Origin of the sequence: Bradyrhizobium sp. SZCCHNRI1009 (genome assembly GCF_032487575.1) — a bacterium.
Lineage (GTDB): Bacteria > Pseudomonadota > Alphaproteobacteria > Rhizobiales > Xanthobacteraceae > Bradyrhizobium.
This window is the reverse complement of record NZ_JAUEUL010000011.1, coordinates 1-21,232: the sequence shown is the minus strand read 5'-3', so window position 1 is coordinate 21,232 and position 21,232 is coordinate 1. Positions and strand designations below refer to the sequence as shown.

The following is a 21,232-nucleotide window of genomic DNA, read 5'->3' as shown; positions in this document are numbered from 1 at the left end:
GAATGGCCCAGCCGACCTTCTTCCAATCGCCGCCGCCCACGACGCTGGCGGCGATCGCAGCCGCCGCCAAGGCCACCCTGGTCGACCCATCCCGCGGCGAGCAGGTGATCAAGGGACTGGCGTCGCTCGACGAGGCCGGCCCGATGCATCTGGCGTTCTTCGACAACCTCAAATACGCCGACCAGCTCGCCGGGACCAAGGCGGGCGCCTGCCTGGTCAGTCCGCGATTCGAGGCGCGCGTGCCGTCCCATGTCGCGGTGGTCAGGGCCAATCAGCCGTTCCGCGCCTTCGTGCAGCTTGCGCGTGAGTTCCATGCCGACGCACTCCGGCCGCAACCCTGGTTCGGCGACGACGGAATTTCGCCCCAAGCCATCATCGATCCCACTGCGCGGCTGGAGGACGGCGTCACGGTCGAGCCGCTGGCGGTGATCGGCGCCCATGTCGAGATCGGCTCGGGGACGATCGTTGGTGCGGGTGCGGTGATCGGCCCCCACGTCAAGATCGGTCGCGACTGCAATGTCGGCGCCCGCACCGTCATTCAGTGCGCGCTGATCGGCAATGACGTCCTGATCCATCCCGGCTGCAGCATCGGCCAGGACGGCTACGGCTTCATCTTCTTCGGCGCGGATGGGCACACCAAGGTGCCGCAGACCGGGCGGGTGCTGATCCAGAACCACGTCGAGGTCGGCGCCGGTACGACGATCGATCGTGGCAGCCTGCGCGACACGGTCATCGGCGAGGGCACCAAGATCGACAACCAGGTGCAGATTGGCCACAATGTCACAATCGGGCGGCATTGCCTGCTGGCGGCCCAGATCGGGCTGGCAGGCAGCCTCACGATCGGCGACAACGTCGCGCTTGGAGCGAAAGTCGGTATCAACAATCACCTGACGATCGGCGATGGTGCCCAAGTGACCGCGATGAGCGGCGTCAAGGACGACATTCCGCCGAACGGCCGGTGGGGCGGCTTCTTCGCCAAGCCGACCAAGCAGTGGTTCCGCGAGATCGTCGCCGTGGAACGGCTGGTGCGCGATCAGACGGCGGCGAACAGGGACGAGGGGCGGGAGTGATGGACGAGTCACCCATCAGGTTTGCGGACATCGACATCAACGAGATTCTGAAGACGCTGCCGCACCGTAACCCGTTTCTCCTGATCGACCGCGTGAAGAACATCCGGGCCGACTACAGCGGCATCGGCGTCAAGAACGTCTCGTTCAACGAGCCGTGCTTCCAGGGCCATTTTCCGGAACGGCCGGTCTATCCGGGCGTGTTGATGATCGAGGGCATGGCGCAGACGGCGGGCGTGATCGGCATCAAGTCGGTCGAGGGCACGGAAAAGCCGCGCGCGGTGTATTTCCTCACCATCGACAAGTGCAAGTTCCGGAAGCCCGTGCTGCCCGGCCAGACCATCGAGTACCACATGCGCTCGATTGGCCGGCGCAAGACGATGTGGTGGTTCCACGGCGATGCCAAGGTCGACGGCGTCGTCGTCGCCGAGGCCGATGTCGGCGCGATGCTGACCGACTGACGGACTGGTAGAAAGTTGATTGCGTCGAAATGAGCAAGATTGATCCCACCGCACGCGTCGAGGATGGCGCCGTCATCGGTGAGGGGACCGTGATCGGTCCTTACTGCATCGTCGGCCCCAACGTCGTGATCGGGGCCAACTGCAAGCTGATCAGCCACGTCCAGATCATGGGCCACACCACGCTCGGCGATGACAACGTGATCTCGCCCTTCGTCGTGCTCGGCGGCGCGCCGCAGGATCTCAGCTATCGCGGCGAGCCGCATCGGCTCGAGATCGGCTCCGGCTGCACCTTCCGCGAAGGCGTGACGATGAACATCGGCACCACCAAGGGCGGCGGTCTCACCAAGGTCGGCAATGCCGGCTTCTTCATGAACAACGCCCATGTCGCCCACGATTGCGTGGTCGGCGACAACGTCATCTTCGCAACCTCGGCCACACTTGGCGGCCATGTCGAGGTCGGTGATGCCGTCTACATCGGCGGCCTGTCCGCGGTGCATCAGTTCACCCGCATCGGCCACGGCGTGATGGTCGGCGGCGTCTGCGGCGTACGCGGCGATATCATTCCGTATGGCCTCGCCAACGGCCAGTATGCCGCGCTCGAAGGTCTCAACGTCATTGGCATGAAGCGCCGCAAGTTCACCCGTGAGCGCCTCGCCACGGTGCGGGCGTTCTATCAGAAACTGTTCCACGGCCCCGGCGTGTTCGCCGAGCGGCTGGCGGCCGTGCGGCCAATGGCCGGCGAGGATCCCGCCATCGCCGAGATCCTCGCCTTCATCGATGGCGGCCGACATCGCGCCTTGTGCCTGCCCGAGATCGGCAGGCCGGCCATCGAGCCGTAGCGCCATGGCGCCCGCCGCCGACACCTCTCCGCCGATCGGCATGATCGCCGCGGGCGGGGTGCTGCCTTTCGCGGTCGCCGACGCCATCGTCGCGCGCGGCCAGACGCCGGTGCTGTTCGCCCTGAAGGGCATCTGCGATCCAAAGCCGCTGGCGCGCTTCCGGCATCACTGGATCGGCCTCGGGCAGCTCGGCAATGCCCTGAAGCTGCTGAAGGCCGAGGGCGTCCGCGATCTCATGTTCATCGGCAATCTCGTTCGTCCGGCCGTGTCGGAGATCCGCTTCGACTGGGGCACGCTGCGCGAGCTGCCCTACATCTGGTCGGCCTTTCGCGGCGGTGACGATCATCTGCTGTCCGGCGTCGGCCGCATCTTCGAGCGCCACGGCTTTCACATGATCGGCGTCAAGGACGTCGCCCCCAATCTGCTCGTGCCCGAAGGGCGGCTGACCCGGAGCGGGCCCACCGATCTGGTGACCGGAGACATCGCTAAAGGAATGTCCGTGCTCCGCGCCATGGCGCCGTTCGATGTCGGGCAGGCGGTGGTCGTGATCGACGGCCACGTCGTTGCGCTCGAGGATATCGAGGGCACCGACGGGCTGCTGGCCCGCGTGGCACGTCTGCGCGCCGATCGCCGCATTCGCGCCGCCGCCGGGCGCGGCGTGCTGGTGAAGGCGCCCAAGGCCGGCCAGGATCTCCGCTACGATCTGCCGACCATCGGGCCGCGCACCGTCGAGGGGCTTTCAGCCGCGGGTCTCGCCGGAGTCGCCGTGGCTGCCGCCTATACCCTGCTCGCCGATCCCCAGGAGACGGTGGCTGCCGCCGACCGGGCAGGCGTGTTCATCACGGGTGTCACGGCGTGACGTTCCGGCCTCCGGCAGGCCCGGCGATGCGCAGGATCTGCCTGGTCGCGACCGAAGAGTCCGGTGATCGCCTCGGCGCCAGCCTGATGAAGGTGCTGCGCCAGCGGCTCGGCGACGGCGTCGAGTTCTCCGGCGTCGGCGGTCGCGGCATGACACGCGAGGGGCTCGCCTCGCTGTTTCCGATCGAGGAGCTCTCGATCGTCGGTTTCGCGGCGGTGCTGAAGCAGCTGCCGAAGATCCTGCGCCTGATCCGCGGCACGGTGGACGCGATCGTTGCAGCTCAGCCCGACGTGCTCGTCATCATCGACAGCCCGGATTTCACCCAGCGGGTGGCGAAGAAGGTTCATGCCCGCGATGCCGCGATTCCGATCGTGAACTACGTGGCGCCGACCGTGTGGGCCTGGCGTCCCGGCCGTGCCAGGGCGATGCGCGGCTATGTCGATCACGTGCTGGGTCTGTTGCCGTTCGAGCCGGAGGCGTTCCGCAGACTCGGCGGCCCGCCCTGCACCTATGTCGGCCATCCCCTGATCGAGCAGCTTGCAACGCTCCGGCCGAATGCGGCCGAGCAGCAGCGCCGTGACGCCAAACCCCCGATTCTTCTCGTGCTGCCGGGAAGCCGGCGCAGCGAGGTCGCGCGTCACATCGCCGTCTTCGGTGAGACGCTGGCGCGGCTGCGCGCGCAGGACATCGCGTTCGAGGCCGTGGTGCCCACCACGCCGCATCTCGAAGCCGCGGTCAGGGCAGGAGTGGCGAACTGGCAGATCGCGCCGCAGATCGTCACCGTCGAGACGGAGAGGCGCGCCGCCTTCCGTAGCGCCCACGCAGCGCTTGCGAAGTCGGGCACCGTGACGCTTGAGCTCGCGATCTCGGGCGTGCCGATGGTCACGGCCTACCGGGTCGGCGAGGTCGAAGCCTTCATCCTGCGACGGCTCATCAAGGTCCAATCCGTGATCCTCGCCAATCTCGTGATCGGCGACAACGTCATCCCGGAATTCCTGCAGGAAGCCTGCACCGCCGACAATCTCGCGCCCGTGCTGGCGGATCTGCTGAGCAACGGCCCGATCCGCGCGCGTCAGGTCGAGGCGTTCAATCGCCTCGACGCCATCATGTCGACCGGCGCATCGTCACCGAGCATGCGCGCCGCCGACATCGTGCTGGAGACGATGCGCGGGGGACGGGCAGGGAACTAATCAGGTCGAGTCCGAGCTACAGTCTAAGCGCCGCGAGAGGTGTAAAACGATGGTCGACCAAGACGATCTCCCCTGGGAGGGACAATGCGCCGATGCCGCGTACACGTTCGCATTGCGATGCGCGGAATTATCTGCGCGAAACCCTCACAGTTTGCCTGCGCCGCTGAACGAGATCATCGGCACCTTGATGACAGAGCTATGGGACCGGAATTTCAGCCAAACTGACATCCGTGTGGCCTTCGACGCAGCCGTGCGAGGTATGCCGCGTTACGCCGCGGGATCAGAGCGACGCAGCCCGACGTCCACAAGGTTGGCGACCGACGATTGGCGTGCCGCCGACGGATAGGCGATGAGTCCAGCGACTCGCCGACAGAACGCGCCGCGCGACGGTGGGCCTGCTGCCGCCTTGCGGCGACCGCTTTGCCCACCTGCGGCGGCTCGCCGAGTCGCTCACTTCAACTTCTCCACAAGAAAGCTGGTCGTTCGTGTGAGCGCGTCCGTTGCCTTGGACACTTTTAACGGGCTGTCGCGGCTCAATCGGCAGTAGGCCTTTGTTCCGCGGCTCGAAGCTCTACGAGTGCACCATTCGCACGAGGTCTTTTCCGAGCTGTTCCAAGCTCAGAAACAAATTTGAGGCTTCGGCCAAAAAAACGAAAAGGAATGCATGCACCAGATACATGCGGTTGCCGAGCGTAACGAGCATACGTTCGATGACGACGCGCGGATATGAAGGCCTGGTGAAAAGCACGACGAATGCTACGCCAAGGACCAGCGAGCCGATCACGTCGCTTGGATAGTGAAACGCAAAGGCGACCCTGGATAGCGCAACGACGACGGTCGCCCAAAGAAAGCAAAGCCATCCAGCCCATCTGTTCTCGATGAACACCACCGTCGCGAGGCCGAAGAACAACGTCGCGGTGTCGCTGGGAAACGAACTCTGGCGGTCCCAGCTCCAGGGTACGGCGACGGAGTTCACATGAAGCGCCGGGTCCAGGAGAGGACGCGTGTGGACAAAGACGTGAAACTGGAGCCAGACAGACAGCATCGTCGCCAAGCAGACTCCGAACAGTCCTGCCAGCATACGACTCCGGCGCTTTGCACAATCGTCCACGAACCACAGCGCGACAAGCGAGCCGAATATCGGAATTCCTCTGAACAGGGAATTGGTCGCAAGCTCATAGAGACCGGCATGCGTTCCGGCGAGCGCGTTTATTCCAAGCAACAGGTCCTGATCCAAATTGCCAGTCATCTCCTTAGCCAAGCCTAAATATAACTGCGGGACAGCCATCCCTCGCAGACTGCGTCAATCGGCAGCAAGCAGAACATGCGATTTTGGTTAACCCTGCCGCCCGCGGCGTCGTCGTATGCCCGGTCCCACATGATCATGTCTCCAGCATCAGCCCGAGACGGTCCTCGTCGAGAGGCTACGCCGTGGCGCCGTCCCCCCGTCTTGCTGATCGGTTCGCCGATCGACGGTTGGGACTGCCGCGTTGCCGATCTTTGCAACGCATCCCAAGCTTCGGCGCAAGAGCATCCAGCCGTAACGAAAAAGGCCCATCCAGCGTGCTGGACGGGCCTTTGGTGATTTGATGTCTCGCGGCGGGCGCGATCAGCCGCGCTTGTCCATCTCGACGTAGCTGCGCGTGGTCACGCCGGTGTAGAGCTGGCGCGGACGGCCGATCTTCTGCTGCGGATCCTCGATCATCTCGCTCCACTGGCTGATCCAGCCGACGGTGCGGGCGACCGCGAACAGCACGGTGAACATGGAGACCGGGAAGCCCATCGCCTTCAGCGTGATGCCCGAGTAGAAATCGACGTTCGGGTAGAGCTTGCGGTCGATGAAGTACTGATCGCTGAGCGCGATCTTCTCCAGCTCCAGCGCGACCTTGAGCATCTGATCGTCGGCGTGGCCCGTCTCCTTGAGCACCGCGTGACACATCTTCTGCATGATCTTGGCGCGCGGATCGTAGTTCTTGTAGACGCGATGGCCGAAGCCCATCAGGCGCACGTCGCTGTTCTTGTCCTTCACCTTGGCGATGAATTCCGGAATCTTGTCGACGGTGCCGATCTCGGCCAGCATGTTCAGCGCAGCCTCGTTGGCGCCGCCATGCGCCGGGCCCCACAGGCAGGCGATGCCGGCGGCGATGCAGGCGAACGGGTTGGCGCCCGACGAGCCGGCGATGCGCACCGTGGAGGTCGAGGCGTTCTGCTCGTGATCGGCGTGCAGGATGAAGATCTTGTCGAGCGCGTCGGCGAGCACCGGGTTCGGCTTGTACTCCTCGCACGGCACGGCGAAGCACATGTTCAGGAAGTTCTCGGCGAAGGACAGCGAGTTCTTCGGATAAACGAAGGGCTGGCCGATGGTGTATTTGTAGGCCATCGCCGCCAGCGTCGGGATCTTCGCGATCATCCGCATCGACGCGATCATGCGCTGCTTCGGATCGTTGATGTCGGTGGAGTCGTGGTAGAACGCGGCGAGCGCGCCGACCGAAGCGACCATGACCGCCATCGGATGCGCGTCGCGGCGGAAGCCGTGGAAGAAGCGCGACATCTGCTCGTGCACCATCGTGTGGTGGGTCACGCGATAGTCGAAATCCTGCTTCTGGGCCTTGGTGGGGAGCTCCCCGTACAGCAGCAGATAGCAGGTCTCCAGGAAGTCGCCCTTCTCGGCGAGCTGCTCGATCGGATATCCGCGGTATTCGAGGACGCCGGCGTCGCCGTCGATATAGGTGATCTTGGACTGGCAGCTGCCGGTCGAGGTGAAGCCGGGATCATAGGTGAACATCCCGGTCTGGGCGTAGAGCTTGCCGATGTCGATGACGTCGGGACCCACGGTGCCGCTCAGGATCGGAAGATCGAAATTCTTGTTGCCGACGGTGAGCGTCGCGGTCTTGCTTGCGGATTTTGCGTCCATCGTTTGTCCCCGATGAGATCGTTAGGCTTGGCCCTTGTTCTTTGTGAGAGATGGCAGGGCGGGTGGACTTTATCTAGTGCGGTGGCTTTGACATTCGCGTCACTGTCGCTGCCAACAGCTTAAGAAGGTCAAATCCGAAACCGTACTGGAATCTTATGCTTACTAGTGTCCTTCGGCCCAAACATCGCTCAACGAGCCCGCCGCAACGTGTGAAGAATGTCCGAGCCGGGAAAACCAGCGGGTGCCGCGCAAATGCGTATCGTATTGCCCTGTGCGCTGCAAGATGGGGGTCCATGAGACCTTATGAGGTGGTCTGGTCCTCCAGGCGGCCCAAGGATTCATCACGCCCCAGGATCGCCAGAACGTCGAAAATGCCGGGTGAGGTGGTTCGGCCGGTCAGCGCCGCGCGCAGCGGCTGCGCCACCGCGCCCAGCTTGAGATTGTTGGCCTCGGCAAACGCACGCAGCGCGGCTTCCGTGGCCGGTCCGCTCCAGGACTCGACAGCGGCCAGCGCCTCATGCAGCCGGCCGATCAAGGCGCGGCTGTCCGGCGTCAGCAGGGCGGCGGCCTTGGCGTCGATCGGAAGCGGCCGGTCGGCAAAGATGAAGGCGGCGCCGTCGATCAGCTCCAGCAAGGTCTTGGCGCGCTCCTTGAGGCTCGGCATCGCCAAAGTGAGCTGCGCCCGCGTGGCGTCGTTGAGCTTCGTCTTCAGCGCCGCGCCGTTCGGCACATAGTTCAGTACGTCCTCGAATTGCCGCACCAGCGCCGCATCGTCGCTGTGACGGATGTAGTGGCCGTTGAGGTTCTCGAGCTTGGCGAAATCGAAGCGCGCTGCCGAGCGGCCGATCGCCGGCAGGTCGAAAGCTTCGATCATCTCCTCGGTGGAGAAGATCTCCTGGTCGCCATGGCTCCAGCCGAGCCGTACCAGGTAATTGCGCAGCGCCGACGGCAGATATCCCATCGCACGGTAGGCGTCGACGCCGAGCGCACCATGGCGCTTCGACAGCTTCGAGCCGTCAGGCCCGTGAATCAGCGGGATGTGCGACATCGACGGCACCGTCCAGCCGAGCGCGTCGTAGATCTGCTTCTGGCGCGCGGCGTTGATCAGATGGTCGTCGCCGCGGATGACGTGGGTGACGCCCATGTCGTGGTCGTCGACGACGACCGCCAGCATGTAGGTCGGATTGCCATCGCCTCGCAGCAGCACGAGGTCGTCGAGGTTCTCGTTCTGCCAGACCACGCGGCCCTGGACCTGGTCCTCGATCACGGTCTCGCCGGTCAGCGGCGCGCGCAGCCGGATGGTCGGCTTGACGCCCTCGGGCGCCTCCTTCGGATCGCGGTCGCGCCACATCCCGTCGTAGAGCCGGGTGCGCCCTTCCGCGCGCGCCTTCTCGCGCATCGCCGTCAGCTCCTCGGCGGTGGCATAGCAGCGATACGCCATGCCGCTGGCGAGCAGCTGCTCGGCCACCTCGCGATGGCGCGCGGCGCGGCTATATTGGTAGATGACCTCGCCGTCCCAATCGAGCTCGAGCCATTTCAGGCCATCCAGGATGGCAGCGATGGCCGCATCGGTCGAGCGCTCGCGGTCGGTGTCCTCGATCCTGAGCAGCATCTTGCCGCCGCGGCCCCGCGCATACAGCCAGTTGAACAGGGCCGTCCGGGCACCTCCGATGTGGAGAAAGCCGGTCGGGGAGGGGGCAAAGCGCGTGACGATCGGGGAGGTCATGGGCGGCAGCACGAAATCCAGGCAGGGGCTATGAAGGGCGGGGGGTGTATAGCAGGCCTATCGCATAACTAAAGCCTTCCTTGGGGGAGGCGGATTTGGCACATAGGCTGCCAAATTCCGGAGCAGGATATTCTTGATGACCACGACGACAGACACGGCGGCGACGGCAGAGGCAGGGCGCGACTTCATCCGCGACATCGTCCAGGCCGATCTCGACAGCGGCAGGCACAAGACGGTCGTCACCCGGTTCCCTCCGGAGCCGAACGGCTATCTGCATATCGGCCATGCCAAGTCGATCGGTCTCAACTTCGGCATTGCCCAGGAGTTCGGCGGCCGCTGCAATCTGCGCTTCGACGACACCAATCCGACCAAGGAAGAGCAGGAATATATCGACTCCATCCAGGCTGACGTGCGCTGGCTCGGCTATGACTGGGGCGACAACCTGTTCTTCGCCTCGGATTATTTCGAGCGGCTCTACGACTGGGCTGAGGGCCTGATCAAGGCCGGCTTGGCCTATGTCGACGACCAGACGCAGGAGGAGATCCGGCTGGCGCGCGGCACGCTGACCGAGCCCGGCAGGAACAGCCCGTTCCGCGACCGCTCGGTCGAGGAGAATCTCGACCTGTTCCGGCGCATGAAGGCCGGCGAATTTCCCAACGGCGCGCGCGTGCTGCGCGCCAAGATCGACATGGCCGCCGGCAACATCAACCTGCGCGACCCCGTGCTGTACCGGATCCTGCACGCCCATCACCCGCGCACCGGCGACACCTGGAAGATCTATCCGAGCTACGACTACGCCCACGGCCAGTCGGACGCGATCGAGGGCGTGACGCACTCGATCTGCACGCTTGAGTTCGAGGACCATCGGCCGCTCTACGACTGGTTCTTGGACAAGCTGCCGGTGCCGTCGCATCCGCATCAGTACGAATTCGCGCGCCTCAATCTGACCTACACCCTCTTGTCCAAGCGCGTGCTGACGCGGCTGGTGCAGGACGGCCACGTCTCCGGTTGGAACGATCCGCGCATGCCGACCATCGCCGGGCTGAAGCGCCGCGGCGTGCCGCCGGCGGCGGTGCGCGAGTTCATCAAGCGCATCGGCATCGCCAAGGCCAACAGCATCGTCGATGTCGGCATGCTCGAATTCTGCATTCGCGAGGAGCTCAATCGCACGGCGCAGCGCCGGATGGCGGTGCTGCGGCCCTTGAAGGTGGTTATCGAGAACTACCCGGAAGGCCAGGTCGAGGAGCTCGAGGCGATCAACCACCCCGACGACGCTTCCGCCGGCACGCGCAAGATCGCCTTCGGCCGCGAGCTCTATATCGAGCAGGACGACTTCATGGAGAACCCGCCCAAGAAGTTCTTCCGCCTGTCGCCCGGCAACGAGGTGCGGCTGCGCTACGCCTATTTCATCAAGTGCCGCGACGTGATCAAGAACGATGCCGGCGAGATCGTCGAGCTGCGCTGTACCTATGATCCGGCGACCAAGGGCGGCAACGCGCCGGACGGACGCAAGGTCAAGGCGACGATGCACTGGCTGCCGGCGGCGCAGTCGCTGAAAGCCGAGATCCGCATCTACAATCAGCTGTTCGCCAATCCGAGTCCGAACGCCGCCGACTTTACGGCCGACCTCAATCCCAACTCGTTGGAAGTGCTGACCGACGCCCGCATCGAGCCGGCGATCGCCGCGAGCAATTCGGACGCGCCGATGCAGTTCGAGCGCCAGGGCTACTTTGTGCGCGATCCGGACTCGACGCCCGACAAGCTCGTGTTCAATCGTACCATCGGCCTGCGCGACACGTTTGCGAAGGAGGTCGCCAAGGGCTGAGGCGAGCGGAAGCCGCGGGACGCTTGCAGCTCAGCTGATCGCGTCCTGGCCGGCGTTCGTCAGGGTCGGCACACCGTCGGTGAGCTCGACGAGCCCGCGCTCGGCGAGGAGCGAGAGGTCTTCCTCGGCGACTGGGGACAGCGTGAGCCGGTGGGCCTTGATGTCCCGGAGAGTCCAGCGGAGGTGGATCGCCCTCTCGAGCGCGAGATCGGCGAAGGGGTCGTCAATACCTTTAGGGTCCATACTCCGATAAGCGCGTGCGATGCGAAAAGTTCCAAGCCAGGTGCGCGTGCAGAAAGCCAGGATTCCCGTTCCGTTCTGCTAGGCGGCCTCGCGCAGCTTCCGATAGCCTTCCCGCCCGGTCGGGTAGCGGGTGGTGTTGGCAATGGCGGAGCCGGTCAGGCCGCCAGCAGGACGTCCAGGAGGGCGGCGCGGGATCGCGGGCGTGATGGCCGACGTCTGGCCGCCGCGGGGCGCGCTGGCCGGCGGCTGGCCCGCGGTCGGCTCGAGTGCCTCGTCGGCATTCGCCGCGCGCCTCAAGATCTGGGCGGCCGAGGAGGCCGGGGCGGGCCGGCTGCTGCCCTGGGTGCCGGTGGCATTCGGGGCCGGCATCGCGCTGTATTTCACCGCCGATCACGAGCCTGTGCTCTGGATCGCCGCGATCGCGGCGGCGCTGCTCTGCCTCGTCGCCATCATGATGCGGCGGCATCGGCTGTTTCCGGCGGCCGTGATGATCGCGGCGGCGGCGTGCGGCTTTGCCACCGCGACCATCAAGACCGCGTGGGTGGCGCATCCGGTGCTGGCGCGGCCGCTGTATTCGGTGGCGCTGTCCGGCTTCGTCGAGGCGCGCGACATCCGCGAGCGCAGCGACCGCATCGTGCTGCGCGTCACCGCGATGGAGAGCCCGCGCAACGCGATCACGCTGGCGCGCGTGCGGCTCGCGGTGCGCAAGGGCACGGCGCCCGAGGTCGGCAGCTTCGTGCAGCTCAAGGCGCGGCTGCTGCCGCCGATGGCCCCGGTGCGGCCGGGCTCCTACGATTTCGCGCGCGACATGTTCTTCCAGGGCATCGGAGCCTCCGGCTTCGTGATGGGCGCGATCACGACGGCGCCGCCGCCCCAGGCCGTCGGCTTCGGCCTGGGCTATGCGGCGGCCATGCAGGGCCTGCGCGACGCGATCGACGCACGCATCCGCGCCCGCCTGTCGGGCGACGAGCGGGCGATTGCCACCGCGCTGCTGACAGGCCGGCGCGACGCCATCACGCCCGATGTCAACGACGCGATGTTCGTCTCCGGTCTCGGCCATGTGCTGTCGATCTCAGGCTATCACATGGCGGTCGTGGCCGGCGTCGTGTTCTTCGCCGTGCGCGCGCTGCTGGCGCTGATCCCAGGCCTTACCGTCAGCCACCCGATCAAGAAATGGGCGGCGGCCGCGGCGCTGGTCGCGGCGGCGTTCTATCTGTTGCTCTCAGGCGCGGAGGTCGCGACCCAGAGATCGTTCTTCATGACGGCCGTGGTGCTGATCGCGGTCATGGTCGACCGCCGCGCCGTCACTTTCCGCACGCTCGCGGTCGCGGCGATGATCGTGCTGATCGCAGCCCCCGAGGCGCTGGTGCATCCGAGCTTCCAGATGTCGTTCGCGGCAACGCTCGGCCTGGTCGCGCTGGTGCAGTTCGGCCTGCCCAGGCTGTTCGCGACGCCGGACAGCTCCACGACGCAGCGCGTCGCGCTGTGGGGCGGGCGCGAGCTCGCGATGCTGCTGCTGGCCTCGCTGATCGCCGGGCTCGCGACCACGCCCTATGCCGCCTTCCATTTCCATCGCGTGACGCCCTATGGCGTGCTCGCCAATCTCGCGGCGATGCCGGTGGTCTCGGCGCTGGTGATGCCGGCCGGCCTGATGGGCTTGCTGGCGGCGCCGTTCGGCCTGGATGGCGTCTGGTGGTCGCTGATGGGCCTCGGCATCGACTGGATGATCGCGGTGACGCGCTGGGTGGCGGCGCTGCCGGGCGCGGTCGGGCGCATCCCGGCCTTCGACATCGGCCCGCTGATCCTGGCCAGCCTGGGCGTCATCCTGATCGGCCTGCTGCGCACACCGCTGCGCTGGTTGGGCGCCATGGGGCTTTTGGCCGCCACCGCCTGGGCGGCCGCGACGCCGCTGCCCGACGTCCTGGTCGCCGGCGATGGGCGCGCGGTGGCGGTGCGCGGCCGTGACGGACGCCTGCATGTGATGCGCGCCGGCAAGGATGTGTTCGCCACCAAGGAGTGGCTCGCGGCCGACGCCGATGCCCGGCTGCCGGCGGACGCCTCGCTCGCCGATGGCGTCTCCTGCGACGAGGCGGGCTGCGTGGTCGCGATGGCCGACGGCCGCTTCGCCGCCATGACCTTGCGCGCTGAGGCGCTCGCCGACGATTGCGCCCGTGTCGCGCTGATCGTCACCGCGCGCGCCGCGCCGTCATCCTGCGCGGCGGCCGTGATCGATCGCGAGCGGCTGCGGCAGCAGGGCGCCTTGTTGCTGGTGCAGCAGGGCAAAGGCTTCGCCGTGACGCCGGCGCGTGCCGGCGGCACCGACCGCCCATGGTGGCCGGCGCCCGCCGAGGCCGGCGAGTTCGACACGACGCTGACGCCGCGTGCGCCGGCCGCGCGGCTTCAGGACGCGACGCCGCCGGAGACGGAGCAGGGCGAGCAGGATTGAGCGCCGGGCAGCTCGAAGGTGCCGAGATGATACTCGGCGTCGTCTGGTCCATCGAACAGCGAGGGCCCTTCGACCAGCGTGAACGCAGCGCCCGGATAGCGTTGCCAGATGGCGACGTCATCAGCCGTGACCGTCAGCCATCCGAACGCAAGCATGTAGCGGCCGGGCTCGGTGATCCGTCCGGCCTTGTTCCAATCGATCTTGTTGACCACGGCGGCAAGCTCCCCCGGCAAACAATGCCGGCCGAGGGATGTCGTTCCTATCCGATGCGATGCCGGGGCGTGAGATTCGCCCGAGAGGACTTTGCGCTTGCAGAACCCAAGTTGACCAAGTCTCCCACCGTCGAAAGCGCGCTCACGACCGACAGAAATGCCGACGCGCAGGCCCTCAGGTGATGCTGATGCGGCGAATCGGTGTGGCCTGCGACGTCGGCACGTCCTCGCCGATGTCCGGGCGACGCTCTGCCGGCTGCTTGCTGACCGGCAATTGCAGCACGGTGACGCGCTGGCCCTCGCAGAGCTGGGTCACCAGCACGTGGCGGCCGTCGGCGAACTCGATCGCGTCGTGATGGCGATCGGGAATGTGCGTCTCGATGCTGTTGAACTTCGCGACGCGCTCGCGGATCGTCCGGGTCCAGAGCCAGCGGCTGTCGTAGCGGACGTCCTCGGCGAAGGCCAACTCGGTGCCGGGCAGCATGCAGACTGCGACGGTCGGCTCGCTCTCCAACGCGAAGCCGCGGGTGGCGGTGCCACGGAAGGTCATCGAGATCAACGTCTCGCCGACCTTGGCGGGACGGGACGCAACCGCATGGAGGCTGTAGTCACACATCGGATCGCTCCTCGTTGAGAGATAGCCGACCCACGCTCCCCCCGGACAGGCGCAGGCCTCTATCAGAGTGGACATCGATGGTGATGTTAGCGCGCGCTTCGCGGCAATTCTGCGCTGATCTGCATCGCGTGTGCCCGCGGCCGATCACAAGCGTTTGAGCATGCCGCGCTGCACATCATGAGGTGCATTCGCGAGCGACGTATTGTGCTGGGCTGCCTCTTGCTTTGCTGGGCTGCCTCTTGTTCGGCGGCGAAAGCGCGTGCGCCCGCCGCCGATCGACCGATCGCATTCGCGATCAGTACTTGCGATACAGCCCGACCAGCTTGCCCTGGATCTTCACCCGGTTCGGCGGCAAGATGCGCACCTCGTAGGCGGTGTTGGCCGGCTCCAGCGCGATCGATGCGCCGCGGCGGCGGAAGCGCTTCAAGGTGGCTTCCTCATCGTCGATCAGCGCCACCACGATGTCGCCGGTGTCGGCGGTCTCGTTGCGCTGGATCAGCGCCATGTCGCCGTCGAGGATGCCGGCATCGACCATCGAGTCGCCGCGCACCTCGAGCGCGTAGTGGTCGCCGTTGCCGAGCATGTCGGCAGGTACGCTGATGGTGTGGCTGCGCGTCTGCAGCGCCTCGATCGGGGTACCGGCGGCGATGCGGCCCATCACCGGCACCGCCACGGGGCGCTCGCCATCGTCCAGCGCGGGAGTGCTGGTGCGCACCTTGCCGAGATTGCCCTCGATCACCGACGGCGTGAAGCCGCGACGGTTGCCCGCGGCCTGCGACAGCTCGGGCAGCTTGATCACCTCGATCGCGCGGGCGCGATTCGGCAGCCGGCGGATGAAGCCGCGCTCCTCGAGCGCCGTGATCAGGCGATGAATGCCGGACTTCGAACGCAGATCGAGCGCATCCTTCATCTCGTCGAAGGACGGCGGCACGCCGGCTTCCTTGAGCCGCTCGTTGATGAACCGCAGAAGTTCGTACTGTTTGCGCGTCAGCATCTCGACCTGGTCCCCGGTTTGTTGTCGTCCGAGTCCAGGAGCTGCGCCTTGAGCACAAGCCGGCTGAGAGCGCCCTGGAGTCGGACCGTCATCGCGTCGCCCGCAACATACTAAAAACAAATCATGAACGGACACTATATGTTCGATGTGTGTTCCGCAATCCTAAAAATATGATGAACGGACCGGGCTTTACCGGGGAAGCGGCTCAGTTCGGCAGGCGCAGGATCTCGCACGGGCTGCCGGCAGGCGCCTTCGGCGCAAACGCCGGCCGGATCACCAGCGCCTGCGACAGCGCGAGGTTCCCGAGCAGCGACGAATCCTGCTGGCTCACTGGGGTGGCTACCAGCGTGCCGTCGGCGCGCTCCTCGAGCTGCGCCCGCAGATAGTCCTCGCGCGAATCGTTCGCCCCCAACTCGCGGCCGAGCAGGGCGGTCTCGCGCGGCATCACGGCCTCGTCGCGGCCGAGCAGGCGCCGAATCAGCGGCACCATGAACAGGATGGCGCAGACATAGGACGACACCGGATTGCCGGGCAGTCCGATCACCCTGATGTCGCCGAGCCGTCCGTGCATCATCGGCTTGCCCGGCCGCATCGCGATCTTCCAGAACGCCATTTCGACGCCCTCGGCCTCCAGCGCCTGCTTGACCAGGTCGTGATCGCCGACCGAGGCGCCGCCGGTCGTGATCAGGACGTCGGCCTCTGCCGCGCGGGCGCGCCGGATTCCAGCGACCGTCGCCGCCATCGTATCCGCGGCGATGCCGAGATCGATCGGCGTCGCGCCCTCGCTGCGCACCAGCGCCCGCAGCGCGTAGCCGTTGGAATAGACGATCTGCCCCGGGCCGGGCGTCGAGCCCGGCATCACCAGCTCGTCGCCGGTGGCGAGCAGCGCCACCTTCGGCCGCCGCCGCACCGGCAGCGCCGGATGATTCATGCTGGCCGCCAGGGATAGGTCGCGGTCGCTGAGCCGGCGCCCGGCCTTCAGCAGCACCATGCCCTGGTGGAAGTCGACGCCGGCCGGCCGGATGTGCCGGCCTGTGATCGCGGCCTCGGTGATCACGACATGGCCGTCCTCGGCGATCGTGTCCTCCTGGATCACCACCGCGTCGGCGCCTGCGGGGACAACGCCGCCGGTGAAGATCCGCGCCGCCTCGCCGGGCCCGACCACGCGATCGAACGGCCGTCCCGCCGCGACCTCGCCGATCACCTTCAGCCGCGCCTTGGCCTTGGCTGCGTCGGCCGCGCGCACCGCATAGCCATCCATCGCCGACATCGCCTCGGGCGGCTGCGTCCGCAGCGCCGCGAGGTCGCGGGCCAGGATGCGGTGATAGGCCTCGTCCAGCCCGACCATTTCCTCAGCCAGCGGCTCGGTGCCGGCGAGCACCGCGGACAACGCATCGGAGACCGGCATCAGGGCCATGGGATTACCTTCGGACGAAGACGGGCAGATCGACTGAATCGCCTTCTAACCGAACGCGCACGGGGTGGCCAAGAGCCTAAGCCGCTCCCGGCTTTCCGATCGTCTGAAGGTGCGTCGCGTGGCCCGCCGCCTCACGATCGCGCGAGAGACTCTGCAATCATGCCGGGGGGGCAGTCGCGATCTGCTCACGTGCACACGGAGTCCCGACGGAGCTATCCGGCAGCCGCGCGACAGGCGGCGCGCTCGGTGGTGTGCAGGATGTCCGCCACCATGTTCCGCAGCCAGACCGATGCCGCGTCACGATCGAGCTGCAGCGGCCAGACCATCGAGACCGCCGGCAGCCGCAACTTCAACGGCGCCGGACAGAGCGCCAGCCCAAACCGGGGTCCGTAGAGCCTTGCCATCCGGGTCGGGATCGTGGTGATCACCGGTGACGCGGCCACCGTCGCCAGCACGCTGAGGAAATCCGAGGAGGCCGAGACCACGTTGAGCTCGGTGCCGATCTCATCCAGCGCCGCCTCCAGGCAGCCCTGCAGGCTGTTGGTCAGCGTCACCAGTGCGTGCGGAAGCGACAGATAGGCATCCAGGCCGATCGGTGTTTTCATCGCGATGCGCTTTGGATTGTAGACGCAGCTCAGCGCCTGCTCGAACAGGAACTGGGATCGGTGCCGCAGCGCCACCGCCTCGAAGCAGCCGACGCCGACATCCAAGGCGCCCTCGTCGAGCAGACGATGCACCTCGTTGCGTTCGGTCGGACGGCTGAGAAGCCGCACGCCGGGCGCCGTTCGACGCAGCTCCGCCGTGAGTTCGGGGATCAGCAGCAGCTCGACCTCGCTCGAGAATCCCAAGCGGATGGTGCGCTGCTCGGTCGCTGGGTCGAACTCCGGTGCGGCGTGCAACGCAGCCTGCATCTGGGCCAGCGCCGCCCGAACCGGTCCGGCCAGCACCGCAGCCTTGGGGGTCGGCTGCATGATCGTGCCGACGCGGACGAACAGCTCATCCTGCAGCAGCACGCGAAGCGTCGACAGCGAATGGCTCATCGCCGGCTGCCCCACCTTCAGGCGCGCCGCCGCGCGTGTCACGCTGCGCTCCTGCATCAGCGCGTCGAACGCGACCAGCAGATTGAGGTCGAAGGAGCGAAGATCGAAATGATCGATGGACTGCATGAGTTGGATCGATTTGAGGAATGCATGACCTAATCGTAGATCTCGGCCCAGACAAGATCACCGTTCGGATCGAGGCCGCCAAACATGCAGGACATCACGACCTATCGCGTCGGGGACGCCACCATCAGCAGGATTTTCGAGATCGGTCTCGATGCGGTCGAGGGCGAGTTTCTGTTTCCAGGCGTGGACGCCGCCAGCATTGCCCGCGAACGCGGCCGTTTCGGGCCGGGATCGGTCGATCCGCGCACGGGATCGCTGCGCCTGAGCATCCATAGCTGGCTGGTGCGGACGCCGGAGCGCGTGGTGCTGATCGACACGGCCACCGGCAACGACAAGGAGCGGCCCGGCGCGGCCGTTCTGCATCGCCTGAACGAGCCGTTCCTCGACCGATTGCGGGCGGCCGGCGTCGCCCCCGACGATGTCGACCTCGTCCTGATGACGCATTTGCATGCGGATCACGTGGGCTGGAATACGCAGCTTGCCGATGGCCGCTGGATGCCGGTGTTTCCGAACGCCCGGCACGTTTTCTCGGGCCGAGAGCGCGCCTATGTCGCCGCCCTCTCGGCTGGCGACGGCTCGAACGCCGCGATCAGGGACGCGGCCGGGCTCGGACCCATGCTGCATCCACCGATGCCGGGGGTCTACGAAGACAGCGTGCTGCCGATCGTCGAGGCCGGCCTCGCGCGCGAGATCACGGTCGATGGGAGCGAGGTCGTCGACGGCTTCCGTTTTGTGCCGAGCCCCGGTCACAGCATCGATCACGCCTGCATCAGCTTCAGCTCGCGTGGCGAGCGCGCGCTGTTCTGGGGCGATGTGCTGCATCATCCGATGCAGGTCGCGCATCCGGACTGGAATTCGGTCTATTGCGAATTCCCGGAGGCGGCGCGGACCTCACGGCTATGGGCGATGAACCATGCCGCGGAGACCGGCTCCCTCGTGTTCACCACCCATTTCGCCGAGTCCTCGGCCGGGCGCGTCAGCCGCGACGGCGACCGGTTTGCCTGGCACTTCGCCTGATCCGAGATGGCCATGATCGATAATGCAACGTTCTCCTCGCGCATCGTTTCCGAGCGCCGCCTGATCGAAGGTCCGGTGTCCGACGTCCAGCTTCAGCTCATCAACAAGCGCCGGCACGACCTGCAACGCTTCTCGGCCGAGCGCACGCTGGTGATGATGCACGGCGCCACCTTTTCGTCTGCGAGCCTGTTCGACGTCGCGGTCGATGGCGCCTCCTTCATGGATGTGCTGGCGCAGGCCGGCTACGACGTCTGGGCCGTCGACGCGCGCGGCTACGGCGGCTCCAGCCGGCCGCCGGAGATGTCGCGCGCGCCAGAGGAAGGTTCTCCATTGGCCAATGCGTGGACCGCCGTGGACGATTTCTCTGCCGCAGTGGATTTCATCCGCCGGCATCGCGATATCCCGCGCGTCAATGTGCTCGGCATGTCCTGGGGCGCCACGATCGCCGGCATGTTCGCGAGCGCGGCGAACGCGAAGCTCGAGAAGCTGATCCTGGTGACGCCGCTCTGGCTGTCGAGCGAGCCGCTGCGCATCGACGCCGGCGGACCGCTCGGCGCCTATCGGATCGTCACCCCGCGCGCGTTCGAGGCGGCATGGCGCGGCGCCGCTCCGGAGCACGCGCGGGACAAGCTGATTCCGGACGGCTGGTTCGAGACCTGGGCGCAGGCGACGCTCGCGACCGATCCGGACTCGCCGTACCCCGACGCGATCCGCGCGCCCTCGGGCGCGGTACAGGACGTCCGCGCGCATTGGACCGCGGCCAGGCCGACCTATGATCCCGGCAGCATCAACTGCCCGGTTCTCCTGCTCTCGGCGGAATGGGATGTGGATGTCAGCTTCGAGATGGCGCACGACCTGTTCGTTCGACTCGCGAGCGCGCCGTACAAGCGCCTGGTCGAGATCGGCCAGGGCACGCACATGGTCCTGATGGAACGGAATCGACAGCAGGCGTTCGATGCAGCGATCGGATTTCTCGACGAACGCGCCGTGCCGGCGCGTTGATCATGGCGCGGACGATCTGCAACGGGCGGACGGCTTTCGTGCGGTCTGTTAGAGCGGATGTCGAATCCAGACATTCGGCTCGACATAGGCGGCATGGTCGTGCGCGACCGACGCGAGCACAGGCACGAGAGCACAGGGGATCTCGATCTCACCCGATCGATCGAAGGTCACGCCGGTCCATTGCGACCACTCGGCGAGCGTGCCGACGATGGTCATCGAGCACGGCGCGATCTTGACGATCTCGCCGCCGATGCGGATGTGCGTGCGCAGCCAGGAATCCGCGAGCTGGCCGTCTTCGCGCCGCTGATCGAGATAAGCGCGCATCGGCGTCCGCGGCACCAGATGCTTCTGGTTCGGCCGCACCGGCGCGTACAGCTCGGCAAAGCCTTTTGCGCGCGCGCCGTCCTTCAGCGCCGCCAGCATGGCGAGCGAGCTGCCGGGCACGCGCGCCTTCGGCAGCAGCGCGATCTCGAGCGCGCTCATCGTCGTCGGCTGCCGCCCCAGCAGGCGATCCTCGTGACCCCAGCGGATCACCTCGTCCCAGCCCGCATCCGGCAGCGTCCGGCGGCCCTCGATGCCAAAGGCGAAGGGAATGGCGAAGCCGCGTCCGACCACCTCGTTACCGGCCAGCGCCGCATAGGCGCAGTCCAAATAGTGGTCGAACACGGGCGGGTCGAAGTACAACATTGCGGTCCGGTCCTGACGCATGAAGGGGGGCCAAAGACCATCGAGCTCGGGCGAGAACACGCGCGGGATCAGGTCGGGCCGGTCACGCAAACAGATGATGTCGAGGGGCATTCGGTTCTTCCGGGCGGCGGGCGTGCAGGAGCGGACAGCTTAGGCGGTCGGGCCGTCCGCGGCCAGCGGACGCGCCGGGAGGCGGGCCGGACGGCGCCGTTGCCGGCGGCCGAATTTAGGATTCGCTTTTTCGGAAAAGCCTGCTATGCTGATTTGGTCCCGTGCTCGACAGGAGGGGCGCTTCGCGATCGTCACGGACGTGGAGCGCGGGATGCGGTGGCCGCGACGTGTCGCAGCGTGCTTCGGCATGTGGACGGACGGCATGGCGCGGACGTGAAGTCGCGTGGTCCTGGCATCCCGACGCTGATGCCAAGCCGGCGGGTGATGATGAGCCCGACGGCGACGGTGGCCAACAAGCCGGAGCACCGGGGAGCAACTGTCTTTTTTGTAGACCGGTGATCGGCCGGCCTCAAGGCTGGCGCGAAGGCGCGCCACCGCCT

General features: G+C 66.5%; 19 protein-coding genes. 9 read left to right on the top strand and 10 right to left on the bottom strand.

Annotated elements, in window-relative coordinates:
- The first annotated feature begins 2 nt into the window (after positions 1-2).
- The 5 genes from lpxD to lpxB are packed head-to-tail and all read left to right on the top strand — an operon-like array spanning position 3 to position 4,416.
- The gene (gene lpxD, locus QX010_RS19640; RefSeq protein WP_316181308.1) at positions 3-1,070 is read left to right on the top strand and encodes a UDP-3-O-(3-hydroxymyristoyl)glucosamine N-acyltransferase; all 1,068 of its coding nucleotides are present in this window, start codon (positions 3-5) and stop codon (positions 1,068-1,070) included.
- Positions 1,070-1,528, top strand: coding sequence for a 3-hydroxyacyl-ACP dehydratase FabZ (gene fabZ, locus QX010_RS19635; protein ID WP_315799738.1), 459 nt, complete (start codon positions 1,070-1,072; stop codon positions 1,526-1,528). The genes lpxD and fabZ overlap by 1 nt, the downstream gene beginning before the upstream one ends.
- 29 nt (positions 1,529-1,557) lie before the next feature.
- A complete protein-coding gene (gene lpxA, locus QX010_RS19630) occupies positions 1,558-2,367 on the top strand; it encodes an acyl-ACP--UDP-N-acetylglucosamine O-acyltransferase (protein WP_316181306.1) in 810 nt (269 codons plus the stop codon).
- Positions 2,368-2,371: 4 nt separating this feature from the next.
- Positions 2,372-3,226 (top strand): LpxI family protein, encoded by an 855-nt coding sequence (locus tag QX010_RS19625; RefSeq protein ID WP_316181304.1) that lies wholly within the window; start codon positions 2,372-2,374, stop codon positions 3,224-3,226.
- Positions 3,223-4,416, top strand: a complete 1,194-nt coding sequence (gene lpxB / locus QX010_RS19620) for a lipid-A-disaccharide synthase (RefSeq protein ID WP_316181302.1) — start codon at positions 3,223-3,225, stop codon at positions 4,414-4,416. Before QX010_RS19625 ends, lpxB begins: the two co-directional genes overlap by 4 nt.
- Positions 4,417-4,987: 571 nt before the next feature.
- On the opposite strand, the gene QX010_RS19615 is transcribed toward lpxB, so the two are convergent.
- The 3 genes from QX010_RS19615 to gltX all read right to left on the bottom strand — a co-directional run bounded on the left by QX010_RS19615 (position 4,988) and on the right by gltX (position 9,056).
- On the bottom strand, positions 4,988-5,665 hold the full coding sequence (locus QX010_RS19615; protein ID WP_316181300.1) for a phosphatase PAP2 family protein: 678 nt from the start codon (positions 5,663-5,665) through the stop codon (positions 4,988-4,990).
- A 360-nt stretch (positions 5,666-6,025) separates the two neighbouring features.
- Positions 6,026-7,330: a citrate synthase gene (gene gltA / locus QX010_RS19610; RefSeq protein ID WP_315799743.1), complete on the bottom strand. Its 1,305-nt coding sequence runs from the start codon at positions 7,328-7,330 to the stop codon at positions 6,026-6,028.
- A 301-nt stretch (positions 7,331-7,631) separates the two neighbouring features.
- Positions 7,632-9,056, bottom strand: coding sequence for a glutamate--tRNA ligase (gene gltX, locus QX010_RS19605; RefSeq protein ID WP_316181299.1), 1,425 nt, complete (start codon positions 9,054-9,056; stop codon positions 7,632-7,634).
- 136 nt (positions 9,057-9,192) lie between these two features.
- Between gltX and QX010_RS19600 the strand changes: the two genes are divergently transcribed.
- A complete protein-coding gene (locus tag QX010_RS19600; RefSeq protein WP_316181297.1) occupies positions 9,193-10,881 on the top strand; it encodes a glutamine--tRNA ligase/YqeY domain fusion protein in 1,689 nt (562 codons plus the stop codon).
- Positions 10,882-10,911: 30 nt separating this feature from the next.
- On the opposite strand, the gene QX010_RS19595 is transcribed toward QX010_RS19600, so the two are convergent.
- Positions 10,912-11,124, bottom strand: coding sequence for a hypothetical protein (locus tag QX010_RS19595; protein WP_316181296.1), 213 nt, complete (start codon positions 11,122-11,124; stop codon positions 10,912-10,914).
- A gap of 142 nt (positions 11,125-11,266) precedes the next feature.
- Between QX010_RS19595 and QX010_RS19590 the strand changes: the two genes are divergently transcribed.
- Positions 11,267-13,570 carry a ComEC/Rec2 family competence protein gene (locus QX010_RS19590; protein ID WP_316181294.1) on the top strand — a complete coding sequence of 768 codons (2,304 nt, stop codon included), beginning with the start codon at positions 11,267-11,269 and terminating at the stop codon, positions 13,568-13,570.
- On the opposite strand, the gene QX010_RS19585 is transcribed toward QX010_RS19590, so the two are convergent.
- The 5 genes from QX010_RS19585 to QX010_RS19565 all read right to left on the bottom strand — a co-directional run bounded on the left by QX010_RS19585 (position 13,525) and on the right by QX010_RS19565 (position 17,975).
- On the bottom strand, positions 13,525-13,782 hold the full coding sequence (locus QX010_RS19585; RefSeq protein ID WP_410051447.1) for a hypothetical protein: 258 nt from the start codon (positions 13,780-13,782) through the stop codon (positions 13,525-13,527). The genes QX010_RS19590 and QX010_RS19585 overlap by 46 nt on opposite strands.
- 175 nt (positions 13,783-13,957) lie before the next feature.
- On the bottom strand, positions 13,958-14,398 hold the full coding sequence (locus QX010_RS19580) for a hypothetical protein (RefSeq protein ID WP_316181291.1): 441 nt from the start codon (positions 14,396-14,398) through the stop codon (positions 13,958-13,960).
- 295 nt (positions 14,399-14,693) lie between these two features.
- Positions 14,694-15,392 carry a transcriptional repressor LexA gene (lexA, locus tag QX010_RS19575; RefSeq protein ID WP_006611089.1) on the bottom strand — a complete coding sequence of 233 codons (699 nt, stop codon included), beginning with the start codon at positions 15,390-15,392 and terminating at the stop codon, positions 14,694-14,696.
- 205 nt (positions 15,393-15,597) lie between these two features.
- The gene (glp, locus tag QX010_RS19570) at positions 15,598-16,809 is read right to left on the bottom strand and encodes a gephyrin-like molybdotransferase Glp (RefSeq protein ID WP_316181289.1); all 1,212 of its coding nucleotides are present in this window, start codon (positions 16,807-16,809) and stop codon (positions 15,598-15,600) included.
- A gap of 212 nt (positions 16,810-17,021) precedes the next feature.
- Positions 17,022-17,975 carry a LysR family transcriptional regulator gene (locus QX010_RS19565; RefSeq protein ID WP_316181287.1) on the bottom strand — a complete coding sequence of 318 codons (954 nt, stop codon included), beginning with the start codon at positions 17,973-17,975 and terminating at the stop codon, positions 17,022-17,024.
- 84 nt (positions 17,976-18,059) lie between these two features.
- Here QX010_RS19565 and QX010_RS19560 point away from each other — a divergent pair, with 84 nt between their 5' ends.
- Together QX010_RS19560 and QX010_RS19555 are read left to right on the top strand one after the other, a co-directional pair.
- Positions 18,060-18,992 carry an MBL fold metallo-hydrolase gene (locus QX010_RS19560; RefSeq protein WP_316181285.1) on the top strand — a complete coding sequence of 311 codons (933 nt, stop codon included), beginning with the start codon at positions 18,060-18,062 and terminating at the stop codon, positions 18,990-18,992.
- Positions 18,993-19,004: 12 nt separating this feature from the next.
- On the top strand, positions 19,005-19,994 hold the full coding sequence (locus tag QX010_RS19555; protein WP_316181283.1) for an alpha/beta hydrolase: 990 nt from the start codon (positions 19,005-19,007) through the stop codon (positions 19,992-19,994).
- Positions 19,995-20,042: 48 nt separating this feature from the next.
- Here QX010_RS19555 and QX010_RS19550 read toward each other — a convergent pair whose 3' ends face one another.
- The gene (locus QX010_RS19550; protein WP_316181556.1) at positions 20,043-20,702 is read right to left on the bottom strand and encodes a hypothetical protein; all 660 of its coding nucleotides are present in this window, start codon (positions 20,700-20,702) and stop codon (positions 20,043-20,045) included.
- Positions 20,703-21,232: the final 530 nt, after the last annotated feature.

What these genes read in the sequence shown, in the direction of transcription:
- lpxD (WP_316181308.1), top strand. Translation starts at nt 3, where the DNA reads ATGGCCCAGCCGACCTTCTTCCAATCGCCGCCGCCCACGACGCTGGCG.
- fabZ (WP_315799738.1), top strand. Translation starts at nt 1,070, where the DNA reads ATGGACGAGTCACCCATCAGGTTTGCGGACATCGACATCAACGAGATT.
- lpxA (WP_316181306.1), top strand. Translation starts at nt 1,558, where the DNA reads ATGAGCAAGATTGATCCCACCGCACGCGTCGAGGATGGCGCCGTCATC.
- QX010_RS19625 (WP_316181304.1), top strand. Translation starts at nt 2,372, where the DNA reads ATGGCGCCCGCCGCCGACACCTCTCCGCCGATCGGCATGATCGCCGCG.
- QX010_RS19615 (WP_316181300.1), bottom strand. Translation starts at nt 5,665, where the DNA reads ATGACTGGCAATTTGGATCAGGACCTGTTGCTTGGAATAAACGCGCTC.
- gltA (WP_315799743.1), bottom strand. Translation starts at nt 7,330, where the DNA reads ATGGACGCAAAATCCGCAAGCAAGACCGCGACGCTCACCGTCGGCAAC.
- gltX (WP_316181299.1), bottom strand. Translation starts at nt 9,056, where the DNA reads ATGACCTCCCCGATCGTCACGCGCTTTGCCCCCTCCCCGACCGGCTTT.
- QX010_RS19600 (WP_316181297.1), top strand. Translation starts at nt 9,193, where the DNA reads ATGACCACGACGACAGACACGGCGGCGACGGCAGAGGCAGGGCGCGAC.
- QX010_RS19595 (WP_316181296.1), bottom strand. Translation starts at nt 11,124, where the DNA reads ATGGACCCTAAAGGTATTGACGACCCCTTCGCCGATCTCGCGCTCGAG.
- QX010_RS19590 (WP_316181294.1), top strand. Translation starts at nt 11,267, where the DNA reads ATGGCGGAGCCGGTCAGGCCGCCAGCAGGACGTCCAGGAGGGCGGCGC.
- QX010_RS19580 (WP_316181291.1), bottom strand. Translation starts at nt 14,398, where the DNA reads ATGTGTGACTACAGCCTCCATGCGGTTGCGTCCCGTCCCGCCAAGGTC.
- lexA (WP_006611089.1), bottom strand. Translation starts at nt 15,392, where the DNA reads ATGCTGACGCGCAAACAGTACGAACTTCTGCGGTTCATCAACGAGCGG.
- glp (WP_316181289.1), bottom strand. Translation starts at nt 16,809, where the DNA reads ATGGCCCTGATGCCGGTCTCCGATGCGTTGTCCGCGGTGCTCGCCGGC.
- QX010_RS19565 (WP_316181287.1), bottom strand. Translation starts at nt 17,975, where the DNA reads ATGCAGTCCATCGATCATTTCGATCTTCGCTCCTTCGACCTCAATCTG.
- QX010_RS19560 (WP_316181285.1), top strand. Translation starts at nt 18,060, where the DNA reads ATGCAGGACATCACGACCTATCGCGTCGGGGACGCCACCATCAGCAGG.
- QX010_RS19555 (WP_316181283.1), top strand. Translation starts at nt 19,005, where the DNA reads ATGATCGATAATGCAACGTTCTCCTCGCGCATCGTTTCCGAGCGCCGC.
- QX010_RS19550 (WP_316181556.1), bottom strand. Translation starts at nt 20,702, where the DNA reads ATGCGTCAGGACCGGACCGCAATGTTGTACTTCGACCCGCCCGTGTTC.